We start from the raw sequence: 19,444 nt of genomic DNA on the forward strand, positions 1-19,444 counted from the left end.
GGTGATTGCATGGGAAAAAAAAGAATTTATGAACTAGCAAAAGAAATGAATAAAGCAAGCAAAGACGTTGTCAATAAAGCGCATCAATTAGGTATGGATGTTAAAAACCATATGGGCGCAATTAGTTCCGAGCAAGAAACAAAGCTTCGTCAAGCATTCGGAGGAGGAAGTACCGTAAATACTCAATCAAAAGCAACAAACAACCAAAAGCAACAAACAACACAAAATAAACCAGCCAATAAGAAACCAATGAACAATAAACCTGGTGAACAAAGAAATAACCAAAATCGTCCAAACAATCAATCAACGAATGGACAACAAAGAAACAACAACAACCAAAATCGTCACGGCCAAAGCAACACACAAAACCGTAGCAATCAAACAAATACAAACAATCAAAACCGCAATACCCAAAACAATAACGGTTCTACAACGAATCAAAATCGGACCAGCCAAAATAACAATGGCGGGAACAACCAAAACCGTGGCGGCCAAAACCGTAACAACAATTTTGGTGGCGGTCAAAATCGTAATAACCGGAATAACTTTAATAACCAAAACCGCAATCGTTTCAATAAAAAAGGGAAAAAAGGCAAACATCAACAAGAATCAGCGAAGCCAGCAGTACCAGCACGTAAATTCCGTGAATTACCAGATGTTTTAGAATATACAGAAGGTATGAACGTGGCGGATATTGCGAAAAAAATCCACCGCGAACCAGCGGAAATCATCAAAAAATTATTTATGATGGGTGTCATGGTTAACCAAAACCAAGCCTTAGATAAAGATACAATTGAATTATTAGCTGTGGACTATGGCATGGAACCGCAAGAAAAAGTTCAAGTTGATATTGCGGACATTGATAAATTCTTCGAACCAGAAGCAGTTGTTGAAGAAAACTTAACTACACGTCCCCCTGTTGTCACAATCATGGGACACGTAGACCACGGGAAAACAACATTATTAGATACATTGCGCCATTCTCGTGTGACTTCAGGTGAAGCAGGCGGTATCACGCAGCATATTGGTGCCTATCAGTTAGATATTGATGGCAAACCAATTACGTTCTTAGATACACCAGGACATGCGGCCTTTACAAGTATGCGCGCGCGTGGTGCCAGCATCACTGATATTACCATCTTAGTTGTTGCAGCGGACGATGGAGTAATGCCACAAACAATCGAGGCGATTAACCATGCCAAAGCGGCAAAAGTGCCGATTATTGTAGCAGTTAACAAAATTGATAAGCCTGGTGCGAACCCTGATCATGTGAAACAAGAATTAAGTGAACATGAATTAATTCCTGAAGAATGGGGTGGAGATACGATTTTCGTCAATATTTCAGCGAAATTCAATCAAAACATTGATGAGCTATTGGAAAATATTTTATTGATTGCTGAAGTAGAAGACTTAAAAGCTGATCCAACGCAAAAAGCAATTGGAACAGTGATTGAAGCGCGCTTAGATAAAGGTAAAGGTCCGGTTGCGACATTACTCGTTCAACAAGGAACTTTACATGTTGGTGATCCAATCGTTGTTGGTAATACTTACGGACGTGTTCGTGTGATGACCAATGACATGGGCCGCCGTGATAAAGAAGCAGGACCCGCAACTCCTGTAGAAATTACCGGATTAAATGATGTTCCTCAAGCGGGTGATCGTTTTGTGGTCTTTGAAGATGAAAAAACAGCACGTCAAGCAGGGGAAGAACGGGCTAAACGTGCGTTGCTTGAACAACGTTCAGCAAGTAGCCGTGTGACATTGGATAACTTATTTGAAAGTCTAAAAGAAGGCGAATTAAAAGAAGTTAATATCATTGTCAAAGCAGACGTACAAGGATCTGCCGAAGCCGTTTCAGCAAGTTTACAAAAAATTGATGTAGAAGGCGTTCGTGTGAAAATTGTTCACGCGGCAGTTGGGGCCATCAATGAAAGCGACGTAACTTTAGCCGCAGCAAGTAATGCGATTATTATCGGCTTTAACGTTCGCCCAACACCACAAGCAAAACAACAAGCAGAACAAGAAGAAGTTGATATTCGTTTACACCGTATTATCTATAAAGCCCTAGAAGAAATCGAAACAGCGATGAAAGGGTTATTAGATCCAGAATTTGAAGAAAAAATTACGGGTCAAATGACGGTTCGTGAATTGTACAAAGTATCTAAAGTTGGCACAATCGCTGGCTGTTATGTTACAGAAGGCTTTATTCGCCGCGATAGTGGCGTGCGTGTCATTCGTGATGGTATTGTTATTTATGAAGGTAAATTAGCAAGCTTGAAACGCTTTAAAGATGACGTGAAAGAAGTCAAACTTGGTTTTGAATGTGGGGCTATGATTGAAAACTTCAATGATTTACGTGTAGATGATGCGATTGAAGGCTTCATTATGGAAGAAATCAAACAATAATTTTAGTAATTGGAGGAAGACACTATGGCAAATTATCGTGACCGTCGTTTAGGTCAAGAAATCATGCGTGAAGTGAATGATATCTTGAACAAACGCATCAGAGATCCGCGCGTCCAAGGCATCACTATTACAGATGTTCGTGTGACCGGTGATTTACAACAAGCAACGATTTATTACAGCTTGTTATCTGATTTAGCTTCCGAACAACAAAAAGCTCAACAAGGCTTAGACAAAGCCAAAGGACTGATTCGTAAAGAATTAGGACAACGGTTAACCTTGTATAAAACACCAGAGTTGATTTTTGAAAGAGACGAATCTGTCCAATACGGAAATCACATTGATGAGTTGATTCGTAAGTTGAATCAAGGTGAATAATTAAAAAGAAAAAGCACACCAGACGAATGAGCCGACCCCCAAAAGTTAGACCTAGAAATCTAACTTTTGGAGGTTTTTTTGTATGGCAAAATACAGTTTTGAATTTAAACTTAAACTTGTTCATGACTACTTATCTGGTCAAGGAGGTCTAAGGTTTCTCGCAAAGAAGTATGGGTTTAAAGATAGTTCTCAAATAAGCAAATGGATAAATGCCTATAAGGAACTTGGTGAAGAAGGCCTACTTCGCAGTCAAAAAAATAAGAATTACTCTGTTCAATTTAAGCTAGATGCGATAGAGTTATATTTAACAACAGAGTTGTCCTATCAAGAAGTAGCTAATCTTCTAAAAATGAACAATCCATCATTGATTGCGAATTGGCTTAGAACGTATCAGAAGTTTGGTATAGAGGGACTCTCTAAACAGAAAGGACGTCCACCTACCATGCCTAAGAAGAAACAAAAGGAAAGCCAACCATTACCAAGTGAACGATCTCAAGTAGAGAAACTAGAAAAAGAAAATAGAATGTTAAAAATTGAGAATGCCTATTTAAAAGAATTGAGGAGACTGCGTTTAGAGGACGAACAAAAAATGAACGAATCGCACGAATCATTCACAGTCTCCGAAGACACTTTCGATTAAAAGATATTTTGGAAACCCTAAGGTTTCCAAAATCTACTTACATGTACTGGCAAAAACGCCTCGACAGAACAGCTTCAACACAAATCATTGAAGAAGAAATTCAAGCGATTCGTAAAAAACATCAACATTATGGCTATAGAAGGATGACCCAAGAATTGAAACGACGTGGATTTCAAGTGAATAAAAAGAAAGTCCAGCGATTAATACAAAAGTTAAAGTTACAAGTCAAAGCTTTTACTAAGAAATCCAGAAAATATAATTCCTATAAAGGAACCGTTGGTAAAATCGCTAAAAATTTGATTCGTCGCCGATTTAAAACCTCTGTTCCTCATCAAAAAATTACAACTGATACAACTGAATTTAAGTACTTTGAAGCAGATAACGTAGGCATCTTTCGTCAGAAAAAACTATACTTAGATCCATTTATGGATATGTATAATAGTGAAATTCTAAGCTATAGCCTTTCTACTCAACCAAATGGTAAAACAGTTATGGAAGGTCTGAAAGAAGCAATTTCTCAAACAAATGATTGTCCCTATCGGCGCACCTTTCACTCTGATCAAGGCTGGGCTTATCAAATGAATGTCTATATACAAGCATTAAAGGACAACAATATCTTTCAAAGTATGTCTCGAAAAGGAACCTGTTTAGATAATTCTCCTATGGAGAATTTCTTCAGTATCCTAAAACAAGAAGTGTACTATGGAAAAATCTATCAAAGTCAAAATGAATTGAGAGAAGCAATTGAGAACTACATTTATTATTACAATCATCACCGAATCAAGGAAAAACTTAACTGGAAAAGCCCAGTAGAATTTCGACAATTCAATCAAAAAACTGCATAAAAATAGAGTGGAAAAATCCACTCTATAAAAAGTCTAACTTTTTGGGGTCACTACACGAATGGTGTGCTTTTTCTTTTCATGATTTCTTGATAAAATAGTCATGGAGGTGCAAAGATGAAAAGAATTGTTGCTTTCTATAAAAATGGAGATCGCTATTTAAAAGAAATGGGTTCAGGTAAAAGTTCCCTGTACTTTTTTCTTTTCTTCTTTATACTACATAGTATGCGGGAACGTATTATTCAGTTCATCGGATTTTGGCCGTCATTTATATTCGTCCTCATACTTGTCCCAAATCTTATGCTTGGCGTCGGACATATTAACCATTGGTACAAAAACCGCTCTTGAATTTTCCAGAATACTTTTAAGCATGGAACAAAATCCTTATTGATTTTGTTCCATGCTTTTTAAGTTAACCCAGTATTTAATACCATCACAGAATAATCCCTAAATTCAAAAATCCGTCCTTTATAAAGATAAGTGGCGCCATACTTTTGTCGATAGTACGTAATCACATTTTTTAATGTTTCAACATCGATTTCCAAAAATTCAGCACAAGAATAATGGTTGCTTAAGCCAGCTTCAGAGCAACGAATTAAATCGTCTAATGTAACTAATTGCTCTAAGGCCACATTGCGGGCTTTCAACTCTTGCTTCCGATTTTCTGTACAATTTTGATTTAAAATAGTGCCAACGGATGTTTGATAATGCCCGTATTCCTCGGCTAAAATATTCTTCTTTTGACGGGTACTCAATGTTTTTTCAATATAAATTTTGCCATTTCGATACAACCCATAACAACCTGTTTGATTGTATAAATCAATTTCTAAAACCGTCACATCCTTTTGAATGGAACTGACGAGTTTTTCATAATCATTCACTTTACCATTCACCTGCCATTACTTAATAAAAAGAGTAGATGGGAAGTTAATCCTCTTTTTTGTCAGAAGAAATCGATTGTTGATATTTGGCATCAATTTCATCCAAGTAATCGTGAATTTTCTCGATTTCTTCTTTTGAAAATATCTTTTCTGGATCCCCAGCGTGGGCAGCCAGTGTCATTTCGTCACGGCGAGGGAATGAGAGAATTTCTGCTTGCGTTTGTTGTTCGTGTAATTGTTGTTCGGCAAATTGATAAACGATGGCTTGTCGTTGGGGTTCTAATTTTTTATAAATGCGGTCGATAGTTGAGGCATTTTTTTCCATGGGAACTTCTTGTCCCATCAACCAGGCCTCATTAATGTCTAATGCATCTGCAATGCGATAAACTTTGTCTTGTTTTGCTTCGTAACGACCAGCTAGCCAATCGCTGATTGAAGATTTACCGATGCCAGTTTTTTTCGCTAAATCACTAGGTTTGATGTTCTTGGCTGTTAAAGCCTCTTTTAAACGGACAGCAAAAATGTTCATATTTCCGAACCTCCTATTGCCTCAAAGTATACTATACCTGTTTAGAGAAGGCAAGTAACAATCGCAATTAAAATCACCGGTTCATAAAACCGAACTTATGAGTTGACAGTGAAAATATTTGATGCTAAGATAGAGCCATTCGAATGTTCGGTTAACTGAACTATTTTTTTGAACACTTTGTTCGGAAAACCGTATTTTTGTAGAAAGGGTGAAGAAATGAGTCGGAATTATAAAAAAACGTTGTCGGATATGTTACTTTTAGCAATTATTTTATTAATAAGCAGTGTCTCAATAAAAATTGGAGCCATCGTGATTGGTATGATTGGCCTCATGGAATTACTAACAGAATAACAATAATTTAGTCAAAAGGAGAGAAGCGGATTGGCAGAACGACGCATGTTTGCAAAAACGATTATTGATAGTGATGCGTTTTTAGATATGCCCTTATCAAGTCAGGCCCTGTATTTTCATTTAGCGATGCGTGCCGATGATGATGGATTTATCAATAATCCCAAAAAATTGCAGCGAATGGTCGGTTGTGGGGAAGACGATCTAAAATTGTTGATGGTTAAAAAATTTATTCTAGTATTTGAAAGTGGTGTGATCGTTATCAAACATTGGAAAATTCATAATTATATTCGCAGTGATCGTTACAAACCAACCTTGTATCAAGAAGAGAAAAATCAGATTGTTGAAAAAATAGCAAAGCTTATACGTTTAAAGTAGAATCGTCTGTCAGTGGTCAACCAGCTGACTACCAACGGTTACCACAGGAAAGCATAGTCCAGTCTAAGTTAGGTCAGAGTCAAGGTAGTAGTTCAGAAAACGATTGTTTAAAGATGATTTATCATTTTTATGAGGAAAACGGCTTTGGTACACTGGCCTCAAAAACAAGCCAAGATTTTAAGTATTGGTTGCAAGATTTTATACAAAAAGGGGCTAGCCAAGAGGAAGCATGCCAATTAATCTTGCATGCTTTAGGAATTGCCGTCGATCGAAATAAACGGAATTACGGCTATGTAAATGCTATTTTGAAAAGTTGGGAGCAACAAAATTATTTATCCGTACATGAAGTTCTGGTAAATGATAAAAAACAAGTGTCGGAGCATGCGCCGCAAATGACAGAAGAATATCAAGAGTTAGGTTTTTAAAGAAAGGAGGAAATCAGTATGCATGCGACAGATCAAACTTTTCAAATACTATTGAGTCAATTGTTAGAAAAAGTTGAAGACCGTTGTCCTGAATGTGGCAGTGAACAATATGTTTGGCAACAAAAAAATAAAGATGGCACAGAACGTTGTGCCCCAACTTGTTGGTCGTGTGGGTATAAAATGCTAAAAAAACATGAACAAGAAGCCACTCAACAACGTTCTCAAGAGAGTTTTATGGCACGTACACAAAAATTTTTTCATCAAGGGTCCTTAATTGCTGATGATGCGCTACGGCAATGTCGTTTAACCAATTACCAAACCACTGAATTAGAAACAAGACAAGCAAAAGAACGGGCCTTAGCAGCAGTTTCAGCGATTGTTGAAGAAAAGCCAATTCACGTTATTTTTTCAGGGAAACCTGGTGTCGGTAAAAGTCATTTGGCTATCAGTATTTTAGTTGAAGTCTTAGAACGCTCTGCATATCAAAAGTATTGTTTATTTGTCAGCTACTCTGAGTTATTAGAAAAACTAAAAATGTCCATGAATGAATCGGCCAAAAGCCAAGCAAAGGCTCAAGCGTATATTACTAGAATGAAAAAAGCAGACGTTTTGGTCTTAGATGATTTAGGTGCTGAATTAGGAATTAAAAATAAAGTTAGTACGGATTTTAACAATGACATCTTAAACCGAATTTTAGAAGCTAGACAGAATAAAGCAACTATTTTTACTACTAATTTTTCTGGAAAACAACTGGTGGAGGCCTATGGAACACGCATTATTTCTCGTCTAATGAAGCACGCCAGTGGCTATGTTTTCCAATATAAAGACACAACAGACAAGCGAATGAGGAGTGTGAAATAAATATGTTAACAATTATTATTGGGTTTATCTTTTGGACAATGACACTGATGTTAGGTTATCTAATTGGTGAAAGAGAAGGCCGTAAACATGAGTAATTTAACAAAATGTAAAAAAGATTTATTTGAAATGAAAAGCGTTGTATTTAAAGATATTTCAAAGCAACAAAGCGAAAAAGCACAAAAAAGAAAACGACTCTTACAACTAATGAATCAATATCCCGATTGGGCAAGTCAAAAAAATAAACTTATTATGCAGGAAATTCAAGAATTAGGACAAGCAATCGGTAATTGGTCGATGGATCAATCAAGACCCATCCAATCCATCAAGGCCGCATCGTTTACAAAAAGCGAGTATCTCTATTTAATTTGGCTCGGTTATTCAGATGAAGCGATTCGTCACGGCTTAGACATGTCGAAAGAGTGTTATTTTATTTATCGATTAACACTTTTAAATGAATAAAAGTAAAGGAGATTAACCAATGCGTACGTCAACATTTAATTATATCAAAGATATTTTAGCAGACTTTTATAAAACAGATGAGTATATCCGGCAACGGGAAGAAGAATTACGGCACCCTTATCAAGAAGCAGATTTAAATGCTGGTATTAGAGGACAAGGACTTCACTCTGTAGTGACCGAACGAATGGCGATTACGATAGCTATGGATCGTCGTCTGTGGAACTTAGAGAGAAATCGAGACATTATCAAAAATTGTTTAGCTGAAGCGGATGAACAAACGCGCGTGATTATTGAAGAACTATATATGAAAAAACGGCCCTCTTTAACATTAATTGGACTTGCCCAGCAATTATTTATTAGTAAAAGCCAAGCCTATAAATTAAGAAATCATTTCTTTGAAGCGGTGGCGGATGAACTAGGGATGTAAACATGGAAAAAGCGTGGAATTTTTTCAGGTGTCAACATGGTAAATTAATAGTGTCGAAAGAGATAGATAAACGTGAGGCAACCAAAAAATGAAGACACGGAATTCTATAATTTTGACTGCTTTCTTGTGTCAGCTATGAAGGAGCAGAAAATGCCGGCTACTTTCAAAATCCTTCATTTTGACTAGAAGAGAGCCAATTTGTTAACCAATCCTGAATTTTTTGAATGGAAAGGTGGCGCTAAAAATGAATGAAGCGGAACAAGAGTTATATGAAGCCCTTGTTGCAATATGCCAGACGTCAGGATTTTTGTTGCTAGAGGAACTGCCGACAGATTTACCAGGTCAGCCATTTGTTTACTTAGGTGATAGTAAAGAATTACCTAAGCCAACTAAATCAGCTATTTTGGGTGAAATTGAATTAATAATGCATGTTTATGGTGCGTTATCTGAACGACAACAAATTTCTACAATTAAAGGAACGATTTTACGGCAGGCAACCAGTAACTTAAAACGAACGGCTCATTTTAATTGGGGTATCAAACATCAAGAAGTCAAAGCACAAATGGTAAAAGATACCAAACAAATGAAAAAAACAATTTGGCATGCTGTACTACCATTACACATGCAATTTTACTAGGAGGAATTATCAATGGGAGAAGTTATGCAAGGAAAAGACCGTATTTTATTAGTTCGTCGCTTGGATGAAGCAGCGACAAAGAAAGCAATGAAACCCTTATTTCAAATTGAACATGAATGGGAATTCTCACGTGAATCGAGCGGTACGCAAACAAAAGATGGCGTTGCGAATGCTGTATCTGGTTTAGAAGTTACGTTATCGTTAAGCGGTTTAGCCTCTCGAGATGATGAAAATTTATACATGAAAGACGCAGTCGAAGATGGCATCTTAATGGAATTTTGGGATGTTGATTTAAAAGGTGAAAAAAATGCGGAAGGTAAATATCCAGCAATTTATGCCCAAGGTTATGTAAATTCATGGAGTTTACCAGCCAATGTAGAAGAATTAGTAGAAATTGAAACAGAAGCCTCTATTAATGGCAAACCACAAGATGGTTTTGCAACAGTAGAAGCAGATATTATTGCAGAAGCACAATATGCGTTCCAAGATACCGTTCCAGATAAAGCACCACAACCTGGCGAATAATCAAAAAGTGTTGAATTTTAGGAGGATAAAAAATGAATTTAGAGATTAACGGAAAAACAATTGAAGTGAAATTTACGATTGGCGCGATTCGCGAATTAGATAAACGTTACCAAATTGAAAATGGCGCTGCCAAATTCGGCATGGGCATCAGTTCAGCAATGATTTATTTACGCCAATACAATCCAGTAATCTTAGTTGACATCATGGAAGCTTTACAAAGTGGGCAATTAAAAATAGGTAAGTCGGAAATTGAAGCATGGTTAATGACCCAAGATGTCAAAAAACTTTCAGATGATTTGCTTAAAGAAATGGGAAAGCAACCTCTTACAAAACCAATGATCGATCAGTTCAGCAAAGAAGCGAAGAAAGCAGAAGCGCAAGCGACCAACTAATTAAAACGAGCGATGACGTGTATCACGACATCGCTCTTTCTGCTTTTCGCTACTTAGGCTGTCATTCATTTGAAGAAGTGGATCGGATGACCATGTCTGAATTTGAATTACGAATGATTGCTTTTAATTTAGCAGAAGTAGATGAAGAGCGGAAAAGGCACGAGCTTGCCTACTTAAATGTTAAAGCGCAAGCGACAAACAAAAAAGGAAAACCCGTTTTTGAAAGCTTTAAAAGTTTTTATGATTATGAAAAACGAGTTGCTGAAGTTCTGGCAGCTAACCAGCCACAACGAACAAAATTAAATGAGCGGAAAAAAACGCAACTTGCCACTGTGGCAGAGCGTCTACGCCGCTATCGAGAAGGGAGGAGAGTAGATGGAGAATGACAAAGAAAAAACGCCGTTATCGGAGGCAAAGAAAAGCCTTGCAGGCGTCCAACAAGCATTAAAAAGTATGAGCGGTGAGTATGCCTTATTAAGTGGATATTTAGGGAAAATTAGTGCGGGTGTCAATCAGTCAGCCACGGTCATGAACACATTTAAAACCGTCATGCAACAATCTGGAGAAACAGTGAAAAAAACAGGAGACGAAACAGCAAAGGCAGCAGATCAAATGAACACAGCGTTAACAGATTCTGCTGAACAAGCCGGTGAAGCAGCTAAAAAAGCGGGGAAAGAAACCTCTGATGGCTTTACTAATGCACAAAATAATATGCTGAGCTTTGGGACGGCCATGACTAGTGCCGTTTCCTTACCTATGCTGAATGTTTTAAAAACAGTTATGGGCGTCGGTGCTGGGGTCAGTGGCGAATTTCAAGGAATGCAAGGACTGATTATGGCCAGTGCAGGAGGGATTTCTGATTCATTGCAAGGCGAGTTGCAAGGGGCATTGACTCAGATGAATCAATCATTTGAAGCGGCGGCACAAGTGATTCAAAGCGTGATGGCTCCAGGAATGGAAATTTTGGTTCAAGTGGTTATCACAGTCGTCAAAGGCATTACAGCTTTGGTGAATTTATTTATCAAATTACCAAAACCCGTCCAAGTTTTTATTGTTGCCATTATGGGCATTTTAGCCGCCATTGGGCCCATGTTGATTATGGTAACGATGGCTCAGCAAAAATTTCAACAGTTTAGTGCTGGTTTGGCTCTTGTACAAGGAAACATTGGGAAGTTAGGTGGTGGCTTATCAAAACTAAGTGCTAGTTTTAGTGCCTTAGGTGGAGGACCATTAATTTTAATTGTAGCAGCCGTTTTAGCAGCGGTAGCAGCGTTTATTTATTTCTATAAAACCAATGAAACATTTAGAAATAGTATCAATAGCTTAGCTAGTGCCATTCAAGGAGCTGTTTCAGCGGCGTTTGGCAAATTGGTAGGATTGCTACAACAGATCCAGCCGGCCTTTCAGCAAGTAATGGCAGTTTTTAAACAATTTTTTGCAGTAGGCTTAGAGAAAATGGCGACTATTTTTTCAACAATTGGTCGTGTGCTAGCAGGCGTTTTTGCCAGCGGCTTGCAATTAGGTAGTAACTTATTAGGGCAATTCGGTGGCACCTTTGACAAAGCTGGTTTAGCGGTTGGTCTTTTGGTAAAAGTTCTGACAAAGGTTGCACTGGCTGCATTAGGAATTTCTGGGCCGTTTGGTCTAATTATTTCCTTGATTGTTTCATTCGTGACGGCCTGGATGAAAACCGGTGATTTGAGTGCGGGTGGTATTACCCAAGTCTTTGATAATTTAGGTAACACGATTACATCGGTTACAACAATGCTTGCGGCTAATCTACCGAAAGTTATACAACTTTTTACAACCGTCTTAACCAGTATTCTCGGGAAAATAACAGAAGCTATTCCAAGCATCGTAACCGCGTTATCTAGTTTAATTACGTTAATTGTTGGTGCGATCGTTGCCAATTTGCCCGTCTTAATTGAAGCGGCAACACAAATTATTACTACGTTGATTCAGGGGATTACAACAGTCTTACCAATGTTGATAGAAGTTGGTTTGAGCTTATTAATGACTTTAGTTAATGCGATTGTCACCGCCTTGCCAACAATTACAACTGCAGCGATTAATATCATCACTACATTAGTGACAGCTTTTGTCACAGCGTTACCAATGCTAGTTACAGCAGGTGTTTCAATTATCACGGCCTTAGTTAATGCATTTGTTACTATGTTACCGTTGATTTTGACTGCTGGTTTACAAATTTTGATGGCATTAATCACTGGGATTATGACGATTTTACCTCAGTTAATTCAATCAGCACTGACGATTATTCTAGCGTTAGTGACTGCGTTGATAGGTGCCTTACCACAGATTATCAGCGCAGGTGTCAAATTGTTAATGGCGTTAATTCAAGGGATTATTTCGATTTTACCAACCTTAGTTGCAGCAGCTATTACCTTAATTTTGACATTGGTAAATGCCTTAATTGGTGCCTTACCACAAATCATCAGCGCAGGTGTCAAATTGCTAATGGCTTTGATCCAAGGGATTATTTCAATTTTACCGCAATTGGTTACTGCAGCAATTACGCTAATTACCGCTTTAATGGGTGCGTTAATCAATGCGTTGCCACAGTTATTAAGTGCTGGGATTCAACTGATTCAAGCCTTAATTAATGGTGCACTCAGTCTATTGGGTGCCTTGTTGTCCGCAGCAGGAACATTAATCTCACAAATGATCACGAAGATTGGTTCTTATTTTGGTCAACTATTAGCTTCTGGCGGACAGTTAGTTGAAAATATCAAAAATGGGGTTACCAATGCAGCCGATCAGGTAAAAAATGCCATTGGTTCTGTAATTGAAGGTGCTTGGCAAGCAATCCAAGGTTGGTTTTCAAAATTCACCGATGCCGGTGCGAATATTGTCGGCATGATTGCTGATGGAATTACAGGCGCAATTGGAAAAGCCAAAGAAGCAATCGATGGGGTCGTCAGTAAAATTCGTAACTTTTTACCATTTTCACCAGCAAAAGAAGGTCCCTTATCTGATTTGCATAAATTGAATTTCGGCGGCACGATTGCCACGGGGATTTATGCAGGCGAAACAGCCGTTAGTAGAGCAATGGCTTCTATTTTAGATTTACCGCTGTTAAATGATTTTGCCTTGGACTTAGCTGGTCGAGGAAACTTCACGGCAACGATTGACCATCGTTTAGAAAATGATGCATACAATCGACCATTATTTGTGACAGTAGAGTCAACGTTAGATGGAAAAGTTGTCGCAGCAACTACGGCGCCTTATTTAGCAACGGAGTTACAACGACAACAAGTGAAACAAAATAACCGCTTAGGAAGGAGAGGATAACATGTATAAATTTGTTGATACCAATCAAGCAACTCATTCAACGCCTCTTCCTTCAGAAGCGTTGAATTTTAACGGCCAATTTTTAGAAAAAGTCATCCCTGGCTATCAAACATTATCAGTTTCAGGACGAGAATTAGTTCCAAGCGAAATTGAAAGCTATCAATTAGGGATTCGTGATGGTAAACGTCACGTTTATGCGCGAATTCCAGAACGAGAATTAACAGTCAAATATCGCCTTTCAGCTGTGAATAATGAAGCATTTCGAGATGCATTTAATCATTTAAACGTTGCTTTGTTTACGGAAAAAGACGTTTCTATTTGGTTTAACGATGAACCGGAAATGCTGTGGTTTGGCAGTAAGTCTTCAGTGAGTGATGTACCCGAAGGTGTTAACCAAGTAACAGGCACCTTTACTTTATTGCTTTCTGATCCGTATAAATACACACGGAGTGATGCGACTAGTGTGATGTGGGGTTCGCCAACCATTACATTTCAAGCGAATTACTTAATGGGGAATACAGGCTCAGGTGCAGTTGATTTTCCAATTTTAATTGAAGGCGGGGCTTATTGGGGATCAACCATGATTACCTTTCAAAATCGGGCCTACACGATGGGGGATTTAGGCAAAGAAGTTCGGCCAATTGAAATTTATCCTACGGTCGAAGGATTAAAAGTCAAACCGACCATTATTTTAACAGGAACCGGACGTGGTGTTTGGATTAAAACACGGAACGATACAATTAACTTAGGAGACTTTGATCGTTCGGAAATTATCATTGATACTGAAAATTTTTATCTGACAAAAAATGGTGCACCGATGATTCGACCAATGAACGATTTTTATCTATATCCCAATGAACCGCTGTATATTCAAGCCAAAGATAGCGACTTCCGCTTGACGATTCGCTATCCTAACCGATTTGTGTAGGAGGGTGATTAAATGTTAATGGCGCTGGATTTGAAAAGAACATATACGGCAATTTTGGACAATGCCTATCAAGTCAGTTATGAAAAAATAGAGAACAAAATTGGCAGTTTAGATTTTACCATGCCACTAGATGATCCTAAAAATGAATTTATTGCAGAAATGCAATGGGTGGAACTAACCGACAATGAGAATGAATATATTGGTTTATATCGCGTGATGCCAACCACAATTAAGAAAGATGCGAACAATAATCAAATTCACTACTCTGCCACAGAAGCATTATGTACCTTAGGCGATACTGTCCTATTTGGTTGTCACGAAATTAAAAACAAAACAACGAAAGAGGCCATTCAATTTCTATTGAATAAACAAAAAACAAAGCATTGGGTCCTAAAAAAATGTGATTTTTCAAGGAGATTAACCTATAAATGGGAGAATGAAAATGGGTTAGTTGAGCCTTTATTTAGCATCCCAGCCGATTTCGAAGAGGAATATCTTTGGCAATGGAATACAGAGGTCTATCCTTTTGAACTTTCATTAGTCAAACCGCCAACAGAACCAGTTGCGCGAATTCAAGAAGGTTACAACATGCAAGGATTTGAAATAGAACGTAATCCCAAGATGCTAATCAATCGGATTTATCCATTAGGTTCAGGCGAAGGTGTTAACAAAGTCAATATTCGCTCGGTCAATCAAGGGGTTCCGTATTTAGAGAACAAGGCCGCAATTGACCGCTATGGTTTATTGGAATCAATTTGGGTGGAACAGCGTTTTTCTGATCCCAAGGCATTAAAGGAAAATGCTTTGCGAATGTTAGAAGAATGGACCAAGCCACAAGTTTCTTGGGTAGTGACTGCAGCTGATTTAATTAAATTAACAGATCAACCTTTGGCAATCGATCGTTTGCGGTTGGGCACGGTTATCATGATTAATACGAATGAATTTGGGAGTGTCAACCTTCGTATTAAAAAAGAAAGCAAAAAAGATGTCTTTGGTGCCCCCCAAGACATTCAGCTAGAGTTGGGAAACCTGCAAGAAACAATTCATAGTACCATGACAGCTTTCAGTCGGAAACAAGAGATTAACGAAACTTACGCACAAGGGGCGACGACACTTTTAAATCGTTCAATACAAGTAGAACTTAACAAGACACAGCCAGTGGAGCTAAATTTATACTTTGACGAGGACATTCTTTATGTAAACACCGCAGAATTAACGTTCAAGGCAACTGCTAAAGGACCTTCGCATTCTGTAACGAACATTGATTTGGTAGTGGATGGTAAAAAATTACCCCAACTATCATTGCAACAACAACGGCTAAACATTTTGAGTTATTTACGAAAAACAACAGATGGAAAAATCGAACGCGGCAATCACACGCTTCAATTTTTCTCTCATCAGCCACTATGGTTGGATGCTTCGGTCATCTGTCGTGTGTATATTCAATCCCAATTGGGTGGCCAGTTTTAATAAAATAATGAAAACTAGAGGAGTGTGACGAAATGTCAGTAGAACATATTGAAGAATTAGATACCCTGAATCAAGGTCGCCTTAAAATCAATGCAATCTTGGATCAGTCGAATGCATCAGCTGAGAAAGTAGATGCTTACCAAGTCCAGTTAACGAATGGAATTTCTGAAGCGAAAAACATCGCAGATGAAGCTGGCAAAGAAGCCGTACAAATTGCCACTGATGCAGGCAATCAAGCAAATGAAACAGCCAACCAAGCGATGAACAATGCCAAAACAGCCATCACGATTGCAGGAAATGCAGTTTCAACGGCAAATAATAATAAACAAGAATTTGATACTTTACGAAATGATTTTGATCAATTAGTAGCAGAAGCGGGTGATAGTAATCCAGAAATTGTCCAAGCACGCACAGATACACAAGGCATCAAACAAGCTACCTTAGCGAATCGTCTTCAAATTGATTTGAATGACCGTATGACAAAAGCAGACGGTATTTCTTTATTGGCTAAGCCAACCACTGTCAAATTGAAGTTAGACTTTAACGGTAAAACGGCCGGCAATACAGCCACCAATGCAAACAGTTATTCCACTGATTTTACGGCTAAAATTCTTAAGAAGCCAACAGACGTTTGGGAGGAAGTTTCCCAAGCGGACTACAATAAAATGGCCAGCCGTGATGATGAGGGCGTGAAAACAGGTTCCACCCAAAGCGGTGTGATTCCGCAACAATTAGCGGCCTTCAATCTCGTTGAAGCCGCTAAAAAATTAATTCCACAAATGTTTGAAACAGTCACAACTGACGAGGCGGTGGCATTTATTCGCCAGAACGTTCAATTTTTTACGATTAATCAACGTGTGAAAGCCGCTGCGCCCAATAATCAAACGATTAAAATCGCTACGTATTTACCAACTACGGATAATTGGGTAACTCAAATCCAAGAATCAGCAAAAGAGTTCAGCGATTTTTCAATTCAAATCAATGATCAGAATTTTATCACAGATGAAGGTTTCATTTATTTAATGAGCTATACAGATTCATCGAATGGGGTAACGCCAGCTAGCTTAGAAGTTGATTACGTGGGGCTTCATATTGGTCTGTCTGTTGATGCCCAAGCGGTTTTAGCGAAGAGTGGTTTTGTTCAAGCAGAGCAACTCAATACCCATGTGGAAAATCAGGATAATCCGCACCAAGTAACCGCTGAACAAGTGGGGCTAGGCAATGTAGAAAATTATGGCTTCGCATCAGACAGCGAAGCAGTCGCGGGAACTTTAACGAGTAAATATATGCACCCGAAAAACGTTGCGGAAGCGATTAAAGGTCAAGCTGTGACACAAACAGGTGATCAAGAGATTGCTGGGGTGAAGAATTTTGTAACTATGCCAACCGTCAATGGTGTGCCTTTGGAATCTTCTAGAATGGCCATTTATGAAGCTAGTGGAGTCGGTGAAGTCGAGGCAAAATATCAGGCGGCCTTTAATAAGGATAATATGAAATTTGTATTAATTAGGGTGGGAAATCGTGTCGATGCATTTGTAAGATGTAATTTGAGTGATCCAACGAAATTGAATAACCACATGCCTAAAGTATTTAACATACCAACTGGGTACAAAATGTCCTCAAAAATAAGTGCTAGTGTCTGGAATATTCCGCTCTCAGTTGCACCTTACGTTTTTCCGTATCCTAATTGTAATGCACTATATGAAATTGGAAATCAAGGGATAATTTTTGCCTCAAGCAGAGCCGGAAATGTTTACCTACAAGGAAGTTGGTACACGGACGATCCGTTTCCGACAAAATAACAAGCTAGTTTAGGAGACTTTTTATGGAACGTTATCTCAACACAATAACAATGCTTTTAAGCATTTTCGGTGGGATTGTCGTACGTTTATTAGGCGGATTAGATCAATTGTTGGATGTCTTCCTCTTTTTAATTATTGTCGATTTCATCACAGGTTGGATTAAGGCAATCGCCACAAAAGAATTGTCCAGTCGGATTGGTATGCTCGGAATTGCGAAAAAAGTGACGATGTTATTTGTGGTTGCTGTAGCGGTTCGTGTTGAAAAAGTTGTGGGGAACAATTTGCCAATTCGGGAAATGGTTCTGATTTTTTACATTGCGAACGAAGGACTTTCTTTTTTTGAAAACATTGCGACCTTTATTCCTATGCCGAAAAAGTTAAAAGAGTTATTTATTCAGTTAAAAAATAAAGATGATTAAGTAGAAGTGGTCGGGACAAACGTAGAACTTTCGGCTGATTGCCGAAGAAATTACTTCTGTCCCGCCATTTATCTGCAGGTTTAAGCCATGAAAGGGAAGTTATTTTGACTTTCCTTTCATGGCTTTTTTTAGAAAGGAGTATGCTATGTTTAAAAAATTAATGATTCAACTTGCTTTAGTGATTGGCTTAAGTTTAACGATTCCGATGACGGCTTGCGCTTACACCATCGAAGCGGATCCAATCAACTTTACTTATTTTACAGGCTCTTCAAGCAATGAATTAATTGTTTTACATGAATCAGGAAACGAGCGGAACCTAGGACCACACAGTTTAGACAATGAAGTGGCCTATATGAAACGAAATTGGTCAAATGCTTATGTCTCATATTTTGTCGGATCTGGTGGACGAGTGAAACAATTAGCTCCTGCTGGCCAAATTCAATATGGCGCAGGTTCTTTAGCTAATCAAAAAGCCTATGCGCAAATCGAATTGGCTCGCACAAATAATGCGGCGACGTTTAAAAAAGATTATGCTGCCTATGTTAATTTGGCCCGTGATTTGGCTCAGAACATTGGTGCTGATTTTTCGCTGGACGATGGAACAGGTTATGGAATAGTCACTCATGATTGGATTACAAAAAATTGGTGGGGAGATCATACAGATCCTTATGGTTATTTAGCGCGTTGGGGGATTAGTAAAGCGCAGTTGGCACAAGATTTACAAACGGGCGTTTCTGAAACAGGTGAGACTGTCATTATTCAGCCTGGTAAACCTAATGCGCCAAAATATCAAGTAGGACAAGCAATTCGTTTCACTTCAATCTATCCAACACCAGATGCTTTAATCAATGAACATCTATCAGCAGAGGCACTTTGGACACAAGTAGGAACAATTACAGCGAAATTACCCGACCGACAAAACCTTTACCGTATTGAAAATAGCGGACATTTGTTAGGTTATGTGAACGACGGCGACATTGCTGAACTTTGGCGCCCGCAAAAGAAGAAATCATTTCTAATTAGTGTGAACGAAGGCATTGTTTTAAGAGCAGGACAACCTAGCCTGTCAGCCCCAATTTATGGTATTTGGCCTAAAAATACTCGCTTTTATTACGATGCGTTTTATATTGCAGATGGGTATGTTTTTATTGGTGGAACAGATACAACAGGCGCGAGAATTTATTTGCCAATCGGACCAAACGATGGCAACGCACAGAATACATGGGGATCATTTACTAGCTAAAAAAAGCCACAAACTCTGATAAAAGCAGAGTTTGTGGCTTTTTTTGCATTTAGCAGAGATTTTGCCAAAGGGAATAAGCAACGGAGACTGCGAAGGTAGGTACTTTTATGCTATAATGACAAAGTTAGTATTATCGGAACTGGAGGAA

The 19,444-nt window shown here is 38.4% G+C and carries 19 protein-coding genes and 2 pseudogenes; 19 read left to right on the top strand and 2 right to left on the bottom strand.

The window, feature by feature from the left end:
* Positions 1-9: 9 nt before the first annotated feature.
* The 4 genes and pseudogenes from infB to IGL36_RS05330 all read left to right on the top strand — a co-directional run bounded on the left by infB (position 10) and on the right by IGL36_RS05330 (position 4,611).
* Entirely contained in the window at positions 10-2,406 is a 2,397-nt protein-coding gene (infB, locus tag IGL36_RS05315) for a translation initiation factor IF-2 (RefSeq protein ID WP_002397848.1), read from the top strand.
* Between the two features lie 24 nt (positions 2,407-2,430).
* Positions 2,431-2,781 carry a 30S ribosome-binding factor RbfA gene (gene rbfA / locus IGL36_RS05320; protein WP_002397849.1) on the top strand — a complete coding sequence of 117 codons (351 nt, stop codon included), beginning with the start codon at positions 2,431-2,433 and terminating at the stop codon, positions 2,779-2,781.
* An 82-nt stretch (positions 2,782-2,863) separates the two neighbouring features.
* A pseudogene (locus tag IGL36_RS05325) lies at positions 2,864-4,266 on the top strand (IS3 family transposase).
* Between the two features lie 114 nt (positions 4,267-4,380).
* A complete protein-coding gene (locus tag IGL36_RS05330; protein WP_010716961.1) occupies positions 4,381-4,611 on the top strand; it encodes a hypothetical protein in 231 nt (76 codons plus the stop codon).
* A 59-nt stretch (positions 4,612-4,670) separates the two neighbouring features.
* Here the strand turns inward: IGL36_RS05330 and IGL36_RS05335 are convergent, their stop codons facing one another.
* Both IGL36_RS05335 and IGL36_RS05340 read right to left on the bottom strand, forming a co-directional pair.
* Positions 4,671-5,156 (bottom strand): toxin, encoded by a 486-nt coding sequence (locus IGL36_RS05335; RefSeq protein ID WP_002382232.1) that lies wholly within the window; start codon positions 5,154-5,156, stop codon positions 4,671-4,673.
* 34 nt (positions 5,157-5,190) lie between these two features.
* On the bottom strand, positions 5,191-5,673 hold the full coding sequence (locus IGL36_RS05340) for a helix-turn-helix domain-containing protein (protein WP_002360496.1): 483 nt from the start codon (positions 5,671-5,673) through the stop codon (positions 5,191-5,193).
* A 168-nt stretch (positions 5,674-5,841) separates the two neighbouring features.
* Between IGL36_RS05340 and IGL36_RS05345 the strand changes: the two genes are divergently transcribed.
* The 15 genes and pseudogenes from IGL36_RS05345 to IGL36_RS05415 all read left to right on the top strand — a co-directional run bounded on the left by IGL36_RS05345 (position 5,842) and on the right by IGL36_RS05415 (position 19,296).
* Positions 5,842-6,024: a hypothetical protein gene (locus IGL36_RS05345; protein ID WP_002371822.1), complete on the top strand. Its 183-nt coding sequence runs from the start codon at positions 5,842-5,844 to the stop codon at positions 6,022-6,024.
* A gap of 45 nt (positions 6,025-6,069) precedes the next feature.
* Positions 6,070-6,824, top strand: a pseudogene (locus tag IGL36_RS05350) (DnaD domain protein).
* 18 nt (positions 6,825-6,842) lie between these two features.
* Positions 6,843-7,685: an ATP-binding protein gene (locus IGL36_RS05355; protein ID WP_002365547.1), complete on the top strand. Its 843-nt coding sequence runs from the start codon at positions 6,843-6,845 to the stop codon at positions 7,683-7,685.
* 66 nt (positions 7,686-7,751) lie between these two features.
* Positions 7,752-8,144 (top strand): hypothetical protein, encoded by a 393-nt coding sequence (locus tag IGL36_RS05360; protein ID WP_002363798.1) that lies wholly within the window; start codon positions 7,752-7,754, stop codon positions 8,142-8,144.
* 19 nt (positions 8,145-8,163) lie between these two features.
* Complete coding sequence (locus IGL36_RS05365; RefSeq protein ID WP_002360491.1) at positions 8,164-8,571, top strand: RinA family phage transcriptional activator; 408 nt, start codon at positions 8,164-8,166, stop codon at positions 8,569-8,571.
* A 220-nt stretch (positions 8,572-8,791) separates the two neighbouring features.
* Complete coding sequence (locus IGL36_RS05370; protein ID WP_002398212.1) at positions 8,792-9,208, top strand: hypothetical protein; 417 nt, start codon at positions 8,792-8,794, stop codon at positions 9,206-9,208.
* Positions 9,209-9,220: 12 nt separating this feature from the next.
* On the top strand, positions 9,221-9,733 hold the full coding sequence (locus IGL36_RS05375) for a phage major tail protein, TP901-1 family (RefSeq protein WP_002365550.1): 513 nt from the start codon (positions 9,221-9,223) through the stop codon (positions 9,731-9,733).
* A 32-nt stretch (positions 9,734-9,765) separates the two neighbouring features.
* Positions 9,766-10,125: a tail assembly chaperone gene (locus IGL36_RS05380; RefSeq protein WP_002357848.1), complete on the top strand. Its 360-nt coding sequence runs from the start codon at positions 9,766-9,768 to the stop codon at positions 10,123-10,125.
* Between the two features lie 17 nt (positions 10,126-10,142).
* Complete coding sequence (locus IGL36_RS05385) at positions 10,143-10,511, top strand: hypothetical protein (RefSeq protein ID WP_002365551.1); 369 nt, start codon at positions 10,143-10,145, stop codon at positions 10,509-10,511.
* Positions 10,501-13,434, top strand: coding sequence for a phage tail protein (locus tag IGL36_RS05390; protein WP_002405212.1), 2,934 nt, complete (start codon positions 10,501-10,503; stop codon positions 13,432-13,434). Before IGL36_RS05385 ends, IGL36_RS05390 begins: the two co-directional genes overlap by 11 nt.
* A gap of 1 nt (position 13,435) precedes the next feature.
* On the top strand, positions 13,436-14,362 hold the full coding sequence (locus tag IGL36_RS05395; RefSeq protein ID WP_002365553.1) for a distal tail protein Dit: 927 nt from the start codon (positions 13,436-13,438) through the stop codon (positions 14,360-14,362).
* A gap of 12 nt (positions 14,363-14,374) precedes the next feature.
* Positions 14,375-15,832: a phage tail protein gene (locus tag IGL36_RS05400; RefSeq protein ID WP_002365554.1), complete on the top strand. Its 1,458-nt coding sequence runs from the start codon at positions 14,375-14,377 to the stop codon at positions 15,830-15,832.
* Between the two features lie 32 nt (positions 15,833-15,864).
* Positions 15,865-17,634: a hypothetical protein gene (locus IGL36_RS05405; RefSeq protein ID WP_002365555.1), complete on the top strand. Its 1,770-nt coding sequence runs from the start codon at positions 15,865-15,867 to the stop codon at positions 17,632-17,634.
* Positions 17,635-17,657: 23 nt separating this feature from the next.
* A complete protein-coding gene (locus IGL36_RS05410) occupies positions 17,658-18,053 on the top strand; it encodes a phage holin family protein (protein ID WP_002357842.1) in 396 nt (131 codons plus the stop codon).
* Positions 18,054-18,171: 118 nt separating this feature from the next.
* Positions 18,172-19,296 (top strand): SH3 domain-containing protein, encoded by a 1,125-nt coding sequence (locus tag IGL36_RS05415; RefSeq protein WP_002398986.1) that lies wholly within the window; start codon positions 18,172-18,174, stop codon positions 19,294-19,296.
* Positions 19,297-19,444 lie beyond the last annotated feature (148 nt).

Source organism: Enterococcus sp. AZ011 (assembly GCF_050548355.1).
GTDB lineage: Bacteria > Bacillota > Bacilli > Lactobacillales > Enterococcaceae > Enterococcus > Enterococcus faecalis.